The sequence below is a fragment of the Psychromarinibacter sediminicola genome, from assembly GCF_029168335.1.
GTDB lineage: Bacteria > Pseudomonadota > Alphaproteobacteria > Rhodobacterales > Rhodobacteraceae > Psychromarinibacter > Psychromarinibacter sediminicola.
Map to the genome: position 1 here is coordinate 1 of NZ_JARGYC010000058.1, position 18,521 is coordinate 18,521.

Genomic DNA, 18,521 nt, shown 5'->3' on the forward strand with positions numbered 1-18,521 from the left:
GGCGCGGGGTTGTCTATCGGCGTGCAGCCCTTCTGGCCGGCATTCGCTAGCTGAGTGAGAGCCCAGAGCTCACGCCCGCCGACAGTGATGCTGAACGGTGGTGCCTCCTGGTTTGTGACGTTGGCGAACTTGTCGCCCCATTCGCTTGTGGATTTGGTCTTGTGCTGCATATCAGCCCTTTCTCGTTGAAAGGACCGGGCCGCTTCGCTATTCTGCGGTTGTTCACGCCGAAAAGAATAACGCCCCTGCTGCCCGGTCGGGTTAGTGGGGGTTTTCTTCTCAGGCGGCTTCCCGCGCAGCTTCCGCCGCCGAGATAACTGCCTCGATCCAGCTCACGCGCCAACGGCTCATGCCACCAATCTTGACCGGCTTGGGGATCGTGCCATCGGCGACGCGACGCCAGAAGGTCGCCTTGGAGCAACCCAGCATCGCAGCGCCCTGCGCGTCGCGAATGAGTGGGTCGGAAACGTACTCCTCTGCCGACGGACGTTTCGGCACACCGCCGACGTCAGCCGTCGCGTGGTTACCTGCAAAGTTCTTGTTCATGTCTCAGCCTCCGCTTGATGGCGAATGGTTCGCCGTGCGATTGGCTGATCATAGGCGCGCCGATGAGCCGACCAGAGTAGGGGAATTTAAGTTTCCCCTACCCCTCATCTGATGTGGTCGCTCCTATATTCCGAAAGCTTCTTTCGGACCCAGTCGTTCTCGGGGGGGACATTCACATTGAATTGCATTCCTTTGAAATCATCCAAGGCACTTGGCGGGATGCGCCACGGTCTCCACTCAAACGGCCTTTCATCGTCAATGAAGCGCTCGTAGGCATACGCCAGCAATAGGAACAGATCCCACTCTTCCCTCCCTTCAAAAAGACGTTCACGTACTTCGTCAGTTAAAAGCTCAAATGCCGCCCACAAGTGAGATACGTCACGGTATCGCTTGAACTCTTTTCGCAACCGAGACGCGTCCGAAGGGAGGTCCTTACCCGCAAACGTTTTTGTAGTGCTAGCCCACTCCGATACGGAAAATATGGCTTTGTTAATCTCAGGTTGGCCTCTAAACGCTATATTTTGCTGGACTTGAACGAGTATATTCCCAACCATGCGGCCAATCATTAGCCCCCGCACTACGTCTTTATTCACAAGCCTCGCAACACGACTGTAACCTACCTGCCTTTCCGCCTGTATCTCATAATTTTCAAACGAGAGCAGGACGGTTGCGCTCTTTGCGCTTTCCTCATCGCCAGCATAATTCATCAGACACCAAGTTGCCAACGTTGGAAAGGCGATTTGCTCCCCCTGCTCATCGCAGATAGGACAGAACCTGTCTTCGGCGGCACCGGACTCGCTCATGAAACCAACTCCACGACTTTGATGTCCCGACCACAACAGAAGCTACCCCACGCTTCCATCAGCGCCCGGCGTCGTTCAAACAGGTCGCTGCGGGCGTACGCCCTTTCGACGGCGTTACCGACAGCATGTGAAAGCGCGGCCTCAGCAACCTCCCTCTCGGCATGCGCGCTCTCGGACGCCCAGTCGCGGAACGCGCTGCGCATCCCGTGAACGCTGATCCGTTCGAATCCCATCCGTATCAGCGTGGGTTTGAAGGCCATGTCGGATAGCGGCCGAGCCTGACCGCTCTTGCCTCGCGACGGGGAAGGGAAGATGAAGTCCGGGTCGAGGCCCCTGGCGCTCTCCAGCACCTCCAGGGCCGCCGCTGATAGGGGAACGCGATGAACCTCGCCGCGCTTCATTCTCTCGCCAGGCACAGTCCAGATATCACCTTCAATCTCCGACCAGCGGGCACCGCGCACCTCGCCGCTACGACCGGCGGTGAGGATGATGAATTGCAACGCCAGCGCCGAGATACTGTCTCGCTCTTTAAGGGCGCTGAAGAAACCGGGAACCTCGCGCCACGGGAGCGCCGCCATGTTCTTCGCCTTGTGCTTCACCGGCGGGAGTGCCTTCTTCAGGCCGTTTACAGGATTTTCTCCCTCGAAGTGCCCGGCGCCCTTGGCCCAATCGAAAACGGAGCTGATACGCTGTTTCAGGCGCTTCGCTGTCTCGTGTTTCTCGGTCCAGATGGGTGCGAGCGCAGCATGAACATCAGCGGTCGTAACATCCTGGATCGGCTTCCGGCCGAATTCCGGCAGAGCGTAGTTCTCGATGCTCGAGAGCCAGGTCTGCGAATGCTTCGGATTGCGCCATGTCGGCGCAAGCGACGAGTGTACGCGGCGAGCCGCCTGCTCAAACGTCAGAGCCTCGCGGTTTCTGTGCGCCCCCGGGTCTCCGCCGGCCCGCGCGATCTTGCGTAACTCCCTCGCAGCTTCGCGTGCTTCAGCAAGAGATACCAACGAGACGGAGCCCAAGCCACCCTCCCAGCGGAGAGGTTTACCGCCGGCTGTCAGCCTGCCGTTGATGCGGGTCCGAAGAATCCAGGATTTCGCGCCGAAAGGCCCTACCCTCAGATAAAGCCCATCACCGTCGCCGTACATTCCCGGTTCCCGGAGCGCATCGACCTTTCTGACCGTTAGCCTCGGCATCTGTCCCGCCACTTGTCCCGCCATCTATCATAAGATCAGATGCGACGGCGTGCAATTACGTGCAATACATGGTGCGAGATATCCACCATAATTTTCTATATGCTGCGTAGTTCTGCGACGCGCTGAAAGGAAAGTTCGGTAGACCTAGGCTCCACCAAGTTCCCCGCTGTGGACCGCACCACGTAGTACTGCCTTTCTCGTCAGAAGCATTGCCTCTGACCGCGTGGCCTACCCCGAAGCGGCCTTTCGCTGCGACGGCCGCGAGCGTCAGCAGCGCGAGACGAAGCTGCCGTTACTCTCATACGCCGAGCCGCTCGTGAAAGTCCTAAACCGATGTCCGTCGGGGCAAATCCTCCCATCATGATCCGACCTTGAAGCGAGCGGGGCCCACGGGTAGCCGATATTGATGGAATTGTGGGTTATCATCTCGGTCGCCGCTGCCGCTTTTCAGACGCTGCGCTTCATGCTTCAGAAGCGGCTCAGCATGGGGACGCTCAGCGCTGGGGGGTCGACACTCGCGCGCTTCTGGTATTCCGCACCGTTCGTTACCGCCCTCATCCCCGTCTATTTGATGGTCCGAGACTTGTCTCTCCCGACGATCGCCCCGAACTTCTGGCCCTACGCGCTCGCCGGCGGAGCAAGCCAGATCCTGGCCACATGGTGCGTCATTGCGCTGTTTGCCCAAAGAAACTTCGCCGTCGGGATCACCTTCAAGAAGACCGAGGTCGTCCAGACGGCCCTTGTTGGCTTCGTGGTGCTTGGAGACCGAATATCACCGGTTGGCGTGGCTGCCGTCCTCGTGGGATTGATCGGCGTTCTCGCGTTGTCGGAGGCGCCGCCCTTGGGCGGCCGCATATGGGCCGGTCTGAGAAGCCGCGCGACGTTTCTTGGGATAGCATCTGGAGCATTCTTCGCCTTATCCGCGGTGGGGTATCGCGGCGCCACGCTCGCCGTGGAAAGCCCTGACCCGCTTCTCCGCGCCGGACTGTCGCTCGCGATCATCACGGTGTTGCAAGCCGTCGCACTCTCCTTCTGGTTGGCCGTGCGGGAACCTGGACAGGTCTCGCATGTCGCCGGGGCATGGCGGACCGCGCTTTGGATCGGGCTGAGCGGACTGGCCGGAAGCCTGTGCTGGTTCACGGCGTTCACCCTCCAGAATGCCGCGTTGGTTTTCGCAGTCGGCCAGGTCGAGGTGATCTTTTCGATCCTCGTTGCGACGCTGTTCTTCGGCGAACGGATCAGCCGGCGCGAAGCGGTGGGTATGGCGCTGATCACGCTTTCCGTCGTTGCCGTGGTCGTCGTTCGGTAATCGAGCGGCCTCTCTCTGAAGCGCACTGGGCTCCTCGCGATCATTCGCCGCGCGCTGCCTGAACGGCAGCTTCGGGCGCTGGCGAGCGTCATGCGGCCCGTAGAGGCAAACCTTTCTGACGAAAGAGGCAATCTCGGCTCCACGCCGAGATTTCGTCTCCCTTTTCTAAACGATATTTCTCGGCCCCAGAGGCAGAACCATGTGGCTGCCGCCCCCCGCGCAGCACAGGTTCATCCCGGTTCGACGAAGGCAAACGCGCTTCGCGAAACCGCGCCGTTGTCACTGCGTGATAGATGTCCCGCGCGGCGGACCGCCGTGCAGCACCGTGCCGGCCGCCCTTGCGCCTGCGGAACCCGGACCAGCGCATCCCGTACTTTCGGCACCGGCGCGCTTGATAGTATGCTTCTATCGAAACGCACCGTTCCGAGAGTCCCGGATGATCCCGAAACTGGAAATGCTGATCGCCCTGTCCAAGGAGCGGCATTTCGGTCGCGCCGCCGAAAGCCTCGGCGTCACCCAGCCCACCCTGTCCAGCGGCATCCGGCAGCTAGAGGAACAGCTGGGCGTCAAGCTGGTCCAGCGCGGCGCCCGGTTCGGCGGGCTGACGCCGGAAGGCCAGCGGGCGCTGGAGCTGGCGCGGCAGATCGTCGGCGACGTGCGGCGGCTGCGCGAGGAGATGCGCTCGTCGCGCCACGGGCTGGCGGGGCAGGTCCGGATGGCGGTGATCCCCACGGCGCTGACCTGGGCGTCGCGGCTGGTGACCCGCTTCGCCGAGGCGCATCCGCGCGTGCAGTTCTCCATCGTGTCGCGCAATTCGCAGGAGATCCTGTCGATGCTGGAGGACCTGGAATGCGACATGGGCATCACCTACCTCGACAACGAACCGCTCGGCCGGGTCGCCAGCACGCCGCTCTACCGCGAGACCTACACGCTGGTTTGCAATGCCGCGCATCCGATGGCCGGGCGCGACAGTGTCGGCTGGCGCGATCTCGACGGGCTGAAGCTGGGCCTGCTGACGCCGGACATGCAGAACCGGCGGATCATCAACCGCAACTTCATGGAGGCCGGGCTGTCGGCGGAGTCACCGATGGAATCGAGCTCGACCGTGGTGCTGGTGTCGAACGTGGCGCGGGGCGACTGGGTGACGATCCTGCCCACCGACCTCGCCGGGTTCCTCGCCGCCGGCAACGACCTGCGGGTGATCCCGATCCGGGGCGGCGAGCAGTCGCACGAGGTGGGGTTGGTGGCGCAGTACCAGGAGCCGCAGACACCGGTGCTGCACGCGCTATTCGAGATGGCGCGGGAGATGCGGCGGGGCGCGGAGGTTCAATAGACATCTTCTATTGAATGACGGAACTTCGATATTGATTCTGGATGCGATTTCGTGCCTGTCTCCGGCCAGCCACCAGCCGGAGCCAGCCATGCAGACTGCCCCAACCCCCGAAGAAATAGAGGAAATCATGGCCCCGCACCTTGATCGCGAGGGGCCGCTCCTGCCGATTCTGCACGCGGTGCAGGCGAACCTTGGCTGTGTCCCCGAATCGGCGGTCCCGGTCATCGCGAAACGGCTGAACCTGACGGCGGCGGAGGTTCACGGCGTCGTGTCTTTCTATCACGATTTCCGGAAGGCGCCGGCGGGGCGACACGTGGTGAAGATCTGCCGCGCCGAGGCGTGCCAGTCGGTGGGCGCGACCGCCCTGACCGAGCGGGCGCTGGAGCGGCTGGGCATCGGCTGGGGCGGGACCACGCCCGACGGGGGTGTGACGGTGGAGCCGGTCTATTGCCTGGGCCTCTGCGCCTGCGGGCCGGCGGCGATGGTGGACGGCCGGGTCGTGGGCCGGCTGGACGAGGCGAAGCTGGACGCGATTCTCGAGGAGGCCCGGGCGTGACGGATGGCCTGACGATATACCTGCCCCGCGACAGCGCGGCGAAGGCGCTGGGTGCCGACGAGGTCGCCGCCGCGCTGGCGCGCGAAGCCGAGACGCGCGGGATCGAGCTGAACCTGATCCGCAACGGCAGCCGCGGGATGGTCTGGCTGGAGCCTCTGGTGGAGGTCGAGCGGGACGGGCGGCGGCTGGCCTACGGGCCGGTGGCGCCGTCGGACGTGCCGGCGCTGCTGGACGGGACGCTGGCCTGTCACGGCACGGTCGAGGACATCCCGTTCTTCGCCCGGCAGACCCGGCTGACCTTCGCCCGCTGTGGGCTGATCGACCCGCTGGACCTGGACGCCTACCGCGCCCATGGCGGGCTCGTCGGGCTGGAGCGGGCGGCCGGGATGACCGGCGCAGAGATCGTCGAGGAAGTGACCGAGTCGGGCCTGCGCGGCCGCGGCGGCGCGGGGTTCCCCGCCGGGATCAAGTGGAACACGGTGCTGCAGGCCGCCGGTCCGCGGAAATACATCGTCTGCAACGCCGACGAGGGCGACAGCGGCACCTTCGCCGACCGGATGATCATGGAGGGCGATCCCTTCACCCTGATCGAGGGCATGGCGATCGCCGGGCTCGGCGTGGGCGCGGAGCAGGGCTATGTCTACCTGCGGTCCGAGTACCCCGATGCCATCGAGGTGATGAACGCCGCCATCCGCATCGCGCGGGAGGCCGGCGTGCTGGGCGCGGACGTACTGGGCGCGGGCCGGGCCTTCGACATGGAGGTGCGGGTCGGCGCCGGGGCGTATGTCTGCGGCGAGGAGACGTCGCTTCTGAACTCGCTGGAGGGCAAGCGCGGCGTCGTCCGCGCCAAGCCGCCGCTGCCGGCGATCGAGGGACTGTTCGGCAAGCCCACCGTGGTCAACAACGTGCTGACCCTGGCGACGGTGCCGGTGATCTTCGAGAAGGGCGCGGCGCATTACGCGGGGCTGGGCCTGGGCCGGTCGAAGGGCACGATGCCGATCCAGATCGCCGGCAACGTGGCGCGCGGCGGGCTGTTCGAGACCGCCTTCGGCATGCCGCTGGGCGAGCTGGTGCACGAGGTCGCGGGCGGCACCGCGTCGGGCCGGCCGGTCAAGGCGGTGCAGGTGGGCGGGCCCCTGGGTGCCTACATGCCGCCCGAGAAGTTCGACACGCCGTTCGCCTACGAGGAATTCGACGGCCAGGGCGGGCTGATCGGCCATGCCGGCGTCGTGGTGTTCGACGACACGGCCGACATGCTGGCGCTGGCGCGCTTCGCGATGGAGTTCTGCGCGGTGGAGTCCTGCGGCAAGTGCACCCCCTGCCGGATCGGCGCGGTGCGCGGGGTCGAGACGCTCGACCGGATCGCCGAGGGCGACGGGGCCGCGGTCGACCTGCTGGCGGACCTTTGCGAGACGATGAAGGATGGATCGCTGTGCGCCCTGGGGGGCTTCACGCCGTTCCCGGTGATGTCGGCGCTGACGCATTACCCGGACGATTTCGCAGGGCAGAAGGAGGCCGCGGAATGACGCGGTTTTTCGCCGCCTTCGGCGTCGATCCGCTGGGGGGTTTCACCCCCCAGACCCCCCGAGCGTATTTTGAACGAGAAGAAGCAGGAGCGTGACGCCATGAAGGATTTCGTCATTCCGTTCGATGACCGGGACATGGGGACGCCCGCGAAGGAAGGCGCGCCGGTCACGCTGACCATCGACGGCTTCGAGGTGTCGGTGCCGGAGGGCACGTCGGTGATGCGGGCGGCGGCGGAGCTGGGCATCCAGGTGCCGAAGCTCTGCGCCACCGACAGCGTGGAGGCGTTCGGCTCCTGCCGGCTGTGCCTGGTGGAGATCGAGGGGCGGCGCGGCACGCCGTCGTCGTGCACGACGCCCGTTTCGGAGGGGATGGTGGTGCATACCCAGTCCTCGAAGGTGCGCAAGCTGCGCAAGGGGGTGATGGAGCTCTATATCTCCGACCACCCGCTGGACTGCCTAACCTGCGCCGCGAACGGCGACTGCGAGCTGCAGGACATGGCCGGCGCCGTGGGCCTGCGCGACGTGCGCTACGAGGCGCCCGAGGCGGGCGGCTTCGTGAACCATTTCGAGGCGCGGGACACCTCGGGCGAGGCCAACCCGGACTGGCTGCCGAAGGACGACAGCAACCCGTATTTCACCTACGACCCGTCGAAATGCATCGTCTGCTCGCGCTGCGTGCGGGCCTGCGAAGAGGTGCAGGGGACCTTCGCGCTGACCATCGAGGGGCGCGGCTTCGACAGCCGGGTCTCGGCCGGCGCGGCGTGGGACGATTTCCTGTCCTCGGACTGCGTCAGCTGCGGCGCCTGCGTGCAGGCCTGCCCGACGGCGACGCTGCAGGAGAAGTCCGTCATCGAGATGGGCACGCCGGACCGCGCGGTGGTGACCACCTGCGCCTATTGCGGCGTGGGCTGTTCGTTCAAGGCCGAGATGCAGGGCGACGAACTGGTGCGCATGGTGCCCTACAAGCACGGCAAGGCGAACCGGGGGCATTCCTGCGTGAAGGGGCGGTTCGCCTATGGCTACGCCAATCACGGCGACCGGATCCTGAACCCGATGATCCGCGACAGCATCGAGGAGCCCTGGCGCGAGGTGAGCTGGGAGGAAGCCATCGGCTTTGCCTCGGCCAGGCTGCGCGGCATCCAGGAGGAACACGGCAAGAAGGCCATCGGCGGCATCACCTCGTCGCGCTGCACCAACGAGGAGACCTTCCTGGTGCAGAAGATGATCCGCGCGGTGTTCGGCAACAACAACACCGACACCTGCGCCCGGGTCTGCCATTCGCCCACCGGCTACGGGCTGAAGACCACCTTCGGCACCTCGGCCGGCACGCAGGATTTCGACTCGGTCGAGCAGACCGACGTCGCCATCGTCATCGGCGCCAACCCGACGGACGGCCACCCGGTCTTTGCCAGCCGCCTGAAGAAACGGCTGCGCGCCGGCGCCAAGCTGATCGTCATCGATCCGCGACGCATCGACCTCGTCCGCTCGGCGCATATCGAGGCGGCGCATCATCTGCCGCTGAAGCCCGGCACCAACGTCGCCGTGCTGACCGCCTTGGCGCATGTGATCGTGACCGAAGGCCTCTATGACGAGGCGTTCATCCGCGAGCGCTGCGACTGGGAGGAATTCCAGCACTATGCCGAGTTCGCGGCCGACCCGCGCCATTCCCCCGAGGCGACCGAGATGCTGACCGGCGTGCCCTCGGACGAGCTGCGCGCCGCCGCCCGGCTGTTCGCCACCGGCGGCAACGGGTCGATCTATTACGGGCTCGGCGTGACCGAGCACAGCCAGGGCTCGACCACCGTCATGGCCATCGCCAACCTCGCGATGATGACCGGCAATATCGGCCGCCCCGGCGTGGGGGTGAACCCGCTGCGCGGGCAGAACAACGTGCAGGGGTCGTGCGACATGGGCTCGTTCCCGCACGAACTGCCGGGTTACCGGCACGTCTCGGACGACGCCACGCGCGAGGTGTTCGAGAAGATCTGGGGCGCGACGATCGACGACGAGCCGGGGCTGCGTATCCCGAACATGCTGGACGCCGCCGTCGACGGGACGTTCAGGGGCATCTACATCCAGGGCGAGGATATCCTGCAGTCGGACCCCGACACCAAGCATGTTGCCGCCGGCCTCGCCGCGATGGACTGCGTCATCGTCCACGACCTGTTCCTGAACGAGACGGCGAACTACGCGCATGTCTTCCTGCCCGGCTCCACCTTCCTGGAAAAGGACGGCACCTTCACCAATGCCGAGCGGCGCATCAACATGGTGCGCGAGGTGATGCGGCCGAAGAACGGCTATGCCGACTGGGAGGTCACGCAGCTTCTGGCGAACGCGATGGGCGCGGGCTGGCACTATACCCACCCGTCGCAGATCATGGACGAGATCGCGGCGACGACGCCGTCCTTCGCCAATGTCAGCTACGAGTTGCTGAACGAGAAGGGCTCGGTGCAATGGCCCTGCAACGAGGCCAAGCCCGACGGCTCGCCGATCATGCATATCGACGGGTTCGTGCGCGGCAAGGGGCAGTTCATCGTGACGGAATACGTCGCGACGGACGAGCGTACCGGTCCGCGCTTCCCGCTCTTGCTGACGACGGGGCGCATCCTGTCGCAATACAATGTGGGCGCCCAGACGCGGCGGACGGCGAACGTGGCGTGGCACAAGGAGGACCTGCTGGAAATCCACCCGCACGACGCCGAGAACCGCGGCATCAACGAGGGCGACTGGGTCAAGCTCGCCTCGCGCTCCGGCGACACGACGCTGCGCGCCACGATCACCGACAAGGTCGCGCCGGGGGTGGTCTATACCACCTTCCACCACCCGGACACGCAGGCCAATGTCGTCACCACCGACTATTCCGACTGGGCCACCAACTGCCCGGAATACAAGGTGACGGCGGTGCAGGTCAGCCCGTCCAACGGGCCGACGGAATGGCAGGAGGACTATGCCGCCCTGGCCGAACAGGCGCGGCGCATCCTGCCGGCGGCGGAGTGATGACGGACCCGGTCAAGAGCCTGCCCGGCCTCGCGGTCGGCCCCGCGGGCAGCCGGCGCGTGCTGCGCGCGCTGCCCGAGGAGGTGCCGGTGGCGATGGTGTTCGACGGCTCGACGCTGGCGGTAATGATGGCGACGCCCTCGGATATCGAGGATTTCGCGATGGGCTTCGCGCTGACCGAGGGGGTGATCGAAAACCTCGACCAGGTCGAGAGCTTCGAGGCGGTGGAACAGCCGAACGGCATCGAGGCGCGGTTCTGGCTGGCCGCCGACCGCTCCGACGCCCTGAAGGCCCGGCGCCGGGCGATGGCCGGGCCGGTGGGCTGCGGGCTGTGCGGCATCGACAGCCTCGACCAGGCCACGCGCGCCCTGCCCCGGGTGTCGGGGGACATCCGCCTGTCGCGCGAGGACGTGGCGACGGCCACCGACGCCCTGCGCGCGCATCAGCCGCTGCACGACCGCACCCATGCCAGCCACGCCGCCGGCTTCCTGCGCCCCGGCGAAGGCATCGTCGCGGCGCGCGAGGATGTCGGCCGGCACAACGCGCTGGACAAGCTGATCGGCGCGCTGGCGCGGGCGGGCGAAGACCCGGCCACGGGCGCCTTCGTCCTGACCTCGCGCGTGTCGGTCGAGATGGTGCAGAAGACCGCGCTGGCCGGCTGCCCCGTGCTGGTCGCCGTGTCGGCGCCGACGGCCCACGCGCTGCGGCTGGCCGAGGGCGCGCAGATCACCCTGGCCGCCTTCGCCCGCGACGGCGCGTTCGATCTCTATTCCCACCCGCACCGCATCCGGACAGGAGCCACCGATGTCGCCTGAAAAGCTGGTCCGCATGGCCAACCAGATCGCCACCTTCTTCGCCACCCAGCCCGGCGACGACCGGGCGGACCGGGTTGCGGCGCATATCAACGAGTTCTGGGAGCCCCGGATGCGCGCGCAGCTGGCCGAGCACATGGCGCAAGGCGGCGAAGGGCTGCACCCGCTGGTGACGGACGCCTTCGCCCATGTAAAGGTGCCCGCCGACTGAGACGGCCCCATCCCGCAAGAGCCACAGCGCCGTCGACACCCCGACGATCCCGGCCCCGATCGCCGCGACCGTTCCGGTGCCCGGCGCCTGCCCCATGTCCCGCCCCCCGCTGCTTCTTCTCGTTCCAAATACGCATTCCGGATCCGGGGCCCGGTCACCGACATCGACGCCCCGCTCATGCCACAGCGCCGCGACCGTCGACAGCGGGCCACGGATGTACAGCGCCGCCGCGCGGCGGATGATCCCGGGCGATATCTTGAGATTCCTGAAAGGGTCGCGTTCCGGTCATGCGCCGAGGCGAGCGAGCCCCCTCCCCGGCCTCAAGCCGGGTCGATCCCGCCCAGGTCTAGCGGAGACCTGGGCCACCGACACGCGACCGGACGAGTCTCTTGAACCTCACAGACTGTCTTGCAGCAGGCCGACTCCCTGAAGACGGCAGAGGAAGGCGACATGAATGTCCCAGTCCTCCGCGATCTCCTGCGTGGTCGCGTCGTGGATCAGATACTCGGTCGCCGCGAGATACGCCTCTCCGGGCGCTACCGCCACCCGGACGACCGGGTAGTCCGGCCGCCCTTCCAGAAAGGTCCGCCCGATCTCGTCGATGCCGTCCGGGTCGGACTGTCCCAGAACCTCGGCCATCTGCGGGACGGAATGGGGGCAGTACAGAAAGTACCTGTCGCCGCGGCCGATATTGAAGCAAAGGCGGACCCGGCTTTCGGCAAGCTCGGAGAGCGGCCGGGCATCGAAGCGGTCGAGGTGAAGACCCGCCCGCCGCCGGCGACGGGTATTGACCGTGGCTGTCGCCAGCCCGCGCGGCTTGGCACAAAAGCCCAGCGACCGGATCGACTCCGCGTCGGCGCCATTGTCGCGCAGAAACTCGGTCACCCGGTCGATCGCGTCCGCGGCGTCGGGCTGACGCGATATCTCGAAGGCTTGATGCGGTTGCTCGGCCGCCCTGTGCCCCGCGTTTAGCAGCGGCGCGACGACCTCCTCCGGAAGCCGCAGGATCGCCACGCGCGCCGCGGCGTTCCCGGGCGTCGATGGGTCCGACAGGGGCTGGGTTAGCGCCGCCCACTCGGCGTCGGTCGGCGCCCGCCAGGGCGGTTGCGGTACGAGCGCCGCCGGCGCGTAGCGCGGCCAGCCGCCGTCGGAGCCGTCGGCCGCTGCGACGCCCGCGCTCAGGGTCACGCGCGGGCGCAGCCGCGCCGCGTCCCGGAACACGAGCCTGGCTTCCGCCGGCGGCAGAGCGGTCATGCGGCGTCCGACGCGAGTTCCGCGGAATCGAGGAACAGGCTCCGCAGCTCCGCATCCGTCACGCCCAGGTCGTTCAGGTAGGCATCCACCCACAGCAGCAGCGGCTGGAAGGTCCGGCACGTGCCGCTCGCGACCCCGCCATCGTCGGAGGCGAAGATCGGATAGCCCGAACAGGCGCCGAAGTAGCGGCAAGAGCCGCAGATCCGGGCCTGGGCTGTCGCCTCGGCGCGCAGAGAGGCCGCATAGGCCGCGCTCTCCAGGGCCTCCGCGATGGACTCGCGCGACAGATCGCCCAGCACCAGCGACTGGTCCTGCTTCTGGTTGGGCAGGAACAGGCGGCCGTCGGGATCGACCACGAGGACCGAGTCGCCCCCCTTGGTGCGGTCGTAGCACGGCGTCTCGAGCCCCAGGCGTTGCATGATCACCGTCGTCAGCGCCTGTTTCAGGGGGCGGATGGGCATGACGCAGCCGTCCTCGAACCAATGCGCGAACAGCCGCCCCAGGGCGTCCGTGATCTCTGCGGGCGAGATATCGATTCCCTGCATCGGCCGTTCGGCCGGGCCGTTGAAGAGCGACAGAAGCCGCCATTCGCGGGCGAAGGGCTTGATGTCCTCGTAGAGCTCCACGAGCCGCGGCGCGGTGTGCCCGGCCAGAACGGTGATCACGCCAAGCGGCATCCCCTGCTCGGCGAAGGCGCGCAGGTTGGCCAGGACCCTGTCCTCGGCCTCCTTCCCGCCCGCGGTCAGACGCACGCCCGGGACGCCGTCATAGGATACGCCGATCCCGAAGGCCTCGTCCAGCAGGTAGTCCAGCCGGTCCTGCCCGACACTGTACAGGTTGGTCTGGATCTGGTTGCCGATCAGCTGGTCGTCGAGGAACTCGCGCGGAAAGATCCGGCGCTGCATTTCCATCACGCGCTCGTAATAGCTTTGCGGCAGCAAGAGCGGCTCGCCACCGTGCCAGATGATCTCGGCCCGCGCCACGTCGGCATGACCGCGCGACACCGACAGCACCATATGGTCGCGGATCGCGGTCAGCACGCGCTCCCACAGCTCGAACGACATCCGGCGCGGGTCGTCGAGTTCGTTCCACTCGTAGCAGTAGCGACAGCGAAGATTGCAGAGCTTGGAGACCTTGATCACCCACTCCGTGCGCAAGAGCGCACGCGGCGGCTCGTCGAACATGTCACCTCCTCCAGGGGCCCGACCTCTGGTGTCACGAAAGCGGTCCGGCGGACCCCCGCGAGGGCCCCGCCCGTCCGCTCAGCGCTTGAGCTGCAACTGGTCCATATTCAGCTTGACCCGCGGCGTGATCGTCACCGCCCGCAGATTGCGGAGGTCCTCGACCTGCCGCGGCAGGACGACCTGCGACACCAGAACATCCTTGCCCATGCGGCTGCCGGTCTCCGTGAACTGGGTAAAGACCGTCTCCTGGAAGGTGGAGTCCGCGGCACCGAACTGGCCCAGCCGCAGATAGCCGTCGCGCAGCCCGACCACCTTGCCGTTGTCCAGCAGCAGAAGGCCGGTGGCCTTTTCGTCCTTCATGCGATCGGCCTCGACGACGGCCCGCCAGCGGTCCTTGCCTTCGTTCACCAGAAGAAGTGTACCGCCGCCGCGGATGCCAAGCTTGACCATGGCGCCGCGGTCCTGAGCGGCGGCCGTGCGGGCGAAAGAGCCCATCGTCGCAGACAAGATTGCAGCAGAAACCGCGTGTTTCAAAACGGACCGGCGCGATTCGCGCGACTTCGGATCGGTCGACATAATCATTCCTCCAAATGGGCAATACCTTACCCTACGTTAACAGAAACGAGCACAATTTTGAAGCGAATCCGATGCACCTCTCGTCCGGGCGGCTGAATCTCGCCGCCGCCCCCGCGCCGCGGCGCCGGCGCCCGGGCGACAGCGGCCGTGTCTTGTCTGGCGCGACACGGGCTGCAATGCTTCCAGAACCGTTCGGCGCGTGCGGAGGTAGCTGCGACATGACTGAACCCGGTACTGAGCCCGGTACTGAGCCCGGTACTGAGTCCGGTGTTCTGCTGATCATCGGGTCCGGCCACAGCGGCTCGACGGTGATCGACATGAGCCTAGGCCGGCGCAGCGGCATGCTCTCGCTGGGCGAGTTCGATCGGATCGGCGACTACCTGCAGCACGACCCGACCTGCGTCTGCGGCCTGCGCTTCTCTGCCTGCAGTTTCTGGCAGCCGCTCCTCGCCGAGGCGCCGGACGCGGCGGCGCGCGGGGGCGATCCGCTCGTGCTGGCCGGGGCGGTGGCGCGGCGCATGCCCGACATCCGCTGGCTGGTGGACAGCTCGAAGAAGACCGAACGCGCGCGGGCGCTGCACCTGCGGGCGCCGGACCGGACCCGTGTCCTGCACCTCACCCGCGACGGGCGCGGGGTGATGGGGTCGCATTCCAAGCAGGGATTCCGCAACCTCGCGGACTTCGCCCGGGCTTGGGCGCGGGACAACACCGCAGCGCGGGCCTTGGTCGACGAGCTGGGGCCGGGGCGCGCCCGGCATCTCACCTACGAGGAATTCTGCCGCGATCCCGACGGCGTCGTCAGCGGCGTCCTGGAGTGGCTTTCCCCGGGGATGGGCGCCGCGCCGCCGCGGACGGACCGCCGGACGCACAACATCGCGGGGAACCGCAAGCGGTTCACCTTTCACAAGCGGGTCGTCGAAGACCTCGGCTGGCGCGACCGGCTGAGTTCGGACGATCTCGACGCCTTCGAACGCGAGGCCGGCGCGCTGAACCGGGCGTTTCTGGACGCCCCCGGAGCGTGGTCGCTCCGCGCCGCCGGAGACCCCTGAGCGTCGGGTGTCCGGATACGTCCGATCCGGACATGTGCAACCTCCGCCGCCGCACGGGTCGCCGGACGCCGGTGTGGTGGCCGGCATTGCCCGGGGGCCAATCCGTCGGCCCGCCGGTAGATTGTTCTATTTCGGGCTTCGCCGTGCTATGCTTCCGTTCGACCTCGGGGGCATGACGCATGTCGCTGCACGAACCGATCCGACATCTTTCCGTCCGCCCGATCACATCTTTCCTGGGCTCGGTTCCCCTCGCGACGTCTCGTCCGAACCCGATTCAAGAGATTACTTCGAGGGCGACCTTCCGCGCGCCGGCTCCCGACGGGCAGCCTGACTTGCCCGAAGCGACGCATAGGAGGATGCTTTGCGCCACCTCATCCTTCTGCTGATCGGTCTTCTTGTTTCCTGGCCCGGAACGACCAAGGCGGGCGACCTCGCGGTTCTGCTCGTCCAGCGGACATACGAGGTCCATCGCTCTTCGCCCGCCATGTCCCGCATTCTGGACCTCGTGCCGGGGCTGGAGGAGGCGGGATACGAGGTGCGCGTGATCGAGGACGCGCCGATGGCGCGGCTGCGGCGCGAGATGCAGGTGGCGGCGCGGCACGCCGAAGAGGCGGACCGGCTGCTGATCCTGGCTGCGGGGCAGATCATCTCCAACCGCCGGGATGCCTTCCTGCTTGCGGTCGATGCCGGCGTTCCCGGCGCCTTCGTCGCGCAGCAGGGGCTTTCCATCGGGGCTCTGGCCGATCTGGCGTCCGGCCGGGACGCACCTGCGCTCGTCGTGGCCATCGACGCGCCGGGCGATGTCCGGGTCGGGCCCGACCTGACCAACGGCCTCGCCCCCGATGTGCTGCCGCGGGACGCGCATTTCCTGGCCGGCCCGCTTCACAGCGTCGCGCCCTTCCTGTCCGACCGGGTGCTGGTTCCCGGCGCCGACCTTCGCGAGGTGCTGCGACAGGCGCCGCCCGGACTCCACGTGCATGTCGGGCCGACACACGGCGCCATTCTTCCCGATGCCCCGAGCCCGAAATCCTTCGAAGGCCGGCTCTGGGCCCTGGTGACGGAAGAGAACACGGTCGAGGCGTTCCGCGCCTATCTCGGCGCCTTCCCCGAAGGACGATACGCCGCCGAGGCCGAAGCCGCCGTCTCCAGGCTGCTCGTGGACGAACAAAGGCGCGCGCGGAGGGCCGAGGAGGCGCTGCGGCTGTCCCATGACGAGCGCCGCGCGTTGCAGAAGCACCTTCTGCTGCTCGGGGATTATCACAGTGCGATCGACGGCATTTTCGGGCGCGGAACCCGCGCGGCGATTTCCGCGTGGCAGGACCGGAACGGCTTCGCCGTGACCGGGTATCTCGACGCGGAGCAGGCCGCGCTGCTGCGGCAACAGGGCGAGGCCCATGCGGCGAATATCCGGGCGGAGGCGGAGCGCAGGCGCCGCGAGGTAGAGCGCCGCGACCGGCTTTTCTGGGACGCGACGGGCGCCGGCGCGGACGAGGCCGGGCTGCGGAGATACCTGCATCGCTACCCGAACGGTCTGTATTCCGACGTAGCGCGGGAACGACTGAAAGAGATCGCCGCCGAGCGCCAGGCGCGGCAGGAGCGCCGCGACCGGAATGCGTGGGACACGGCGCGGGCGCACGATGACATCGCGGCCTATCGTAACTACCTTGCCGAATTCCCCGACGGCCTTTTCGCGCAGGAGGCGCGCGCCCGGATCGCGACGCTTCGCGCGGCCGAGACCGAACGGCAGCTCCATCTGGTGCGCGCGACCCGGCTTCGGGTCGAGGAGCGCCTGGATGCCGCCGGCCATCCGCCGGGGCGGATCGACGGGGTTTTCGATGCCGCGACCCGCGCGGCCATCGCCGATTTCCAGCGACGGGCGGACCTGCCCGCGACGGGCTATCTGACGCGCCAGGTGCTCGATGCCCTGATGGCCGCCACCCCGGCGCCCGACCCCGAGGACGCCTGGCGCTGGGAGCGCTTCGCGAGCGGCTGGCCGAACTGGAGCGACGCGCATGGCTGGGACGACCCGTCGAATTACGACACGATCCAGGCCGTCGCGGTGGGCGCCGATCTGTATCTGATCGCGCGGGCCAACCACGGGCTGAAGACCTATCGTCTGGCCCCCTCCGGCCAATGGCGCCGCGCGGCCGATAACGATCCGCAATGGTCCGACGATGCCGGCTGGAACCAGATGGCCTCCTATTCCACGATCCAGGCCGTGGCGGTCGACGGGACGCTCTACCTCGTTGCGCGCGCGCCCAGCGGTATCGTCACGCTCCGCCTCGACAAGGCACACCGGCGGTGGCGCCGCGCGGCCCGGAACGACCCGGCCTGGTCGAACGATCATGCGTGGGCCGATGCCTCGAATTACCGGACGATCCAGGCGGTCGAGGCCGGCGGCGAGCTCTACCTTCTGGCGCGGGCGAACCGCGGCATGATCACCCTCCGCCTGGACCGGGAGAAGGGCGCGTGGGAGCGTGCCGCCCGGGACGATCCCGAATGGTCCGACGCGGCACGTTGGGACGACATCACGAACTACGCGACGATCCAGGCGGTCGGGACGGATCACGGCCTTTACCTGCTGGCGCGGGCGAACCGCGGGATGATCACGCTGTGGCTCGACCCCCACAGCCGTCGGTGGGAACGTGCCGCAGGCAATGATCCGCGATGGTCCGACAGCTACGGATGGCGCGATCCCTCCAATTACACCACGATCCAGGCCGTCGAGGCCGGCGGGACCCTCTACCTCCTGGCCCGCCTGAATGCCGGCACCAAGATACTGCGGCTGGACCGTGGCACCAAATCATGGGTGGAGGCGGCAACGAATGCGCCGGGCGACGGCGACGACCATGGCTGGAATTCGGCTTCCCGATACGCCACGCTGCACGGCGTGGAAGCGGGCGGCCGGCTCTTCCTGCTCGGCCGGGGCAAGGACGGCATGGTCACGCACCGCCTCGATCCCGCCCGCGGCAAGTGGGTTCTCGTCGCAAAGGACGCGCCGCCCTGGAGCGACGCGCATGGCTGGGCGGACCGCGCCTACTTCGCCACGATACAGTCCGTCGGCACGGCGGACGGCCTGTACCTGTTCGCACGGTCAAAGAGCGGCATGTTTGGATACCGCCTGATGCGCTGAGAATACCCCATCCGCTCGCCCGACCGGGGCGGCGCCGGATGG

The 18,521-nt window shown here is 67.2% G+C and carries 16 protein-coding genes; 9 read left to right on the top strand and 7 right to left on the bottom strand.

All coding sequences use genetic code 11. The features are described 5' to 3' along the window. The 4 genes from P1J78_RS25475 to P1J78_RS18235 all read right to left on the bottom strand — a co-directional run. Positions 1 to 170: winged helix domain-containing protein (locus P1J78_RS25475; protein WP_445260956.1), on the bottom strand; the 170-nt coding region annotated here is incomplete at its 3' end. Between the two features lie 109 nt (positions 171 to 279). Further along, on the bottom strand, positions 280 to 546 hold the full coding sequence (locus P1J78_RS18225; RefSeq protein WP_275568812.1) for a helix-turn-helix transcriptional regulator: 267 nt from the start codon (positions 544 to 546) through the stop codon (positions 280 to 282). A gap of 104 nt (positions 547 to 650) precedes the next feature. Then, positions 651 to 1,349 (bottom strand): hypothetical protein, encoded by a 699-nt coding sequence (locus tag P1J78_RS18230; RefSeq protein WP_275568813.1) that lies wholly within the window; start codon positions 1,347 to 1,349, stop codon positions 651 to 653. Next, on the bottom strand, positions 1,346 to 2,563 hold the full coding sequence (locus P1J78_RS18235; protein WP_309568139.1) for a tyrosine-type recombinase/integrase: 1,218 nt from the start codon (positions 2,561 to 2,563) through the stop codon (positions 1,346 to 1,348). The genes P1J78_RS18230 and P1J78_RS18235 overlap by 4 nt, the downstream gene beginning before the upstream one ends. Before the next feature lie 382 nt (positions 2,564 to 2,945). Between P1J78_RS18235 and P1J78_RS18240 the strand changes: the two genes are divergently transcribed. The 7 genes from P1J78_RS18240 to P1J78_RS18270 all read left to right on the top strand — a co-directional run bounded on the left by P1J78_RS18240 (position 2,946) and on the right by P1J78_RS18270 (position 11,283). Then, the gene (locus tag P1J78_RS18240) at positions 2,946 to 3,848 is read left to right on the top strand and encodes an EamA family transporter (protein ID WP_275568815.1); all 903 of its coding nucleotides are present in this window, start codon (positions 2,946 to 2,948) and stop codon (positions 3,846 to 3,848) included. A 436-nt stretch (positions 3,849 to 4,284) separates the two neighbouring features. After that, complete coding sequence (locus tag P1J78_RS18245) at positions 4,285 to 5,181, top strand: LysR family transcriptional regulator (RefSeq protein ID WP_275568816.1); 897 nt, start codon at positions 4,285 to 4,287, stop codon at positions 5,179 to 5,181. An 88-nt stretch (positions 5,182 to 5,269) separates the two neighbouring features. Then, positions 5,270 to 5,737, top strand: a complete 468-nt coding sequence (locus P1J78_RS18250; protein WP_275568817.1) for a formate dehydrogenase subunit gamma — start codon at positions 5,270 to 5,272, stop codon at positions 5,735 to 5,737. Positions 5,738 to 5,745: 8 nt separating this feature from the next. Beyond that, positions 5,746 to 7,263 carry a formate dehydrogenase beta subunit gene (locus tag P1J78_RS18255; protein ID WP_275568836.1) on the top strand — a complete coding sequence of 506 codons (1,518 nt, stop codon included), beginning with the start codon at positions 5,746 to 5,748 and terminating at the stop codon, positions 7,261 to 7,263. A 99-nt stretch (positions 7,264 to 7,362) separates the two neighbouring features. Then, the gene (fdhF, locus tag P1J78_RS18260) at positions 7,363 to 10,260 is read left to right on the top strand and encodes a formate dehydrogenase subunit alpha (protein WP_275568818.1); all 2,898 of its coding nucleotides are present in this window, start codon (positions 7,363 to 7,365) and stop codon (positions 10,258 to 10,260) included. Continuing rightward, positions 10,260 to 11,075 (top strand): formate dehydrogenase accessory sulfurtransferase FdhD, encoded by an 816-nt coding sequence (gene fdhD, locus P1J78_RS18265; RefSeq protein WP_275568819.1) that lies wholly within the window; start codon positions 10,260 to 10,262, stop codon positions 11,073 to 11,075. Before fdhF ends, fdhD begins: the two co-directional genes overlap by 1 nt. Then, complete coding sequence (locus P1J78_RS18270; protein ID WP_275568820.1) at positions 11,065 to 11,283, top strand: formate dehydrogenase subunit delta; 219 nt, start codon at positions 11,065 to 11,067, stop codon at positions 11,281 to 11,283. The genes fdhD and P1J78_RS18270 overlap by 11 nt, the downstream gene beginning before the upstream one ends. A gap of 396 nt (positions 11,284 to 11,679) precedes the next feature. On the opposite strand, the gene P1J78_RS18275 is transcribed toward P1J78_RS18270, so the two are convergent. The 3 genes from P1J78_RS18275 to P1J78_RS18285 form a co-directional block, all read right to left on the bottom strand. Further along, the gene (locus P1J78_RS18275; protein ID WP_275568821.1) at positions 11,680 to 12,537 is read right to left on the bottom strand and encodes a hypothetical protein; all 858 of its coding nucleotides are present in this window, start codon (positions 12,535 to 12,537) and stop codon (positions 11,680 to 11,682) included. Further along, positions 12,534 to 13,721 (bottom strand): radical SAM protein, encoded by a 1,188-nt coding sequence (locus P1J78_RS18280; RefSeq protein ID WP_275568822.1) that lies wholly within the window; start codon positions 13,719 to 13,721, stop codon positions 12,534 to 12,536. The genes P1J78_RS18275 and P1J78_RS18280 overlap by 4 nt, the downstream gene beginning before the upstream one ends. A gap of 78 nt (positions 13,722 to 13,799) precedes the next feature. Beyond that, positions 13,800 to 14,297: a hypothetical protein gene (locus P1J78_RS18285; RefSeq protein ID WP_275568823.1), complete on the bottom strand. Its 498-nt coding sequence runs from the start codon at positions 14,295 to 14,297 to the stop codon at positions 13,800 to 13,802. A gap of 218 nt (positions 14,298 to 14,515) precedes the next feature. Between P1J78_RS18285 and P1J78_RS18290 the strand changes: the two genes are divergently transcribed. Beyond that, the gene (locus tag P1J78_RS18290) at positions 14,516 to 15,346 is read left to right on the top strand and encodes a sulfotransferase (protein ID WP_275568824.1); all 831 of its coding nucleotides are present in this window, start codon (positions 14,516 to 14,518) and stop codon (positions 15,344 to 15,346) included. Positions 15,347 to 15,707: 361 nt separating this feature from the next. Further along, on the top strand, positions 15,708 to 18,479 hold the full coding sequence (locus tag P1J78_RS18295) for a peptidoglycan-binding domain-containing protein (protein ID WP_275568825.1): 2,772 nt from the start codon (positions 15,708 to 15,710) through the stop codon (positions 18,477 to 18,479). Positions 18,480 to 18,521: the final 42 nt, after the last annotated feature.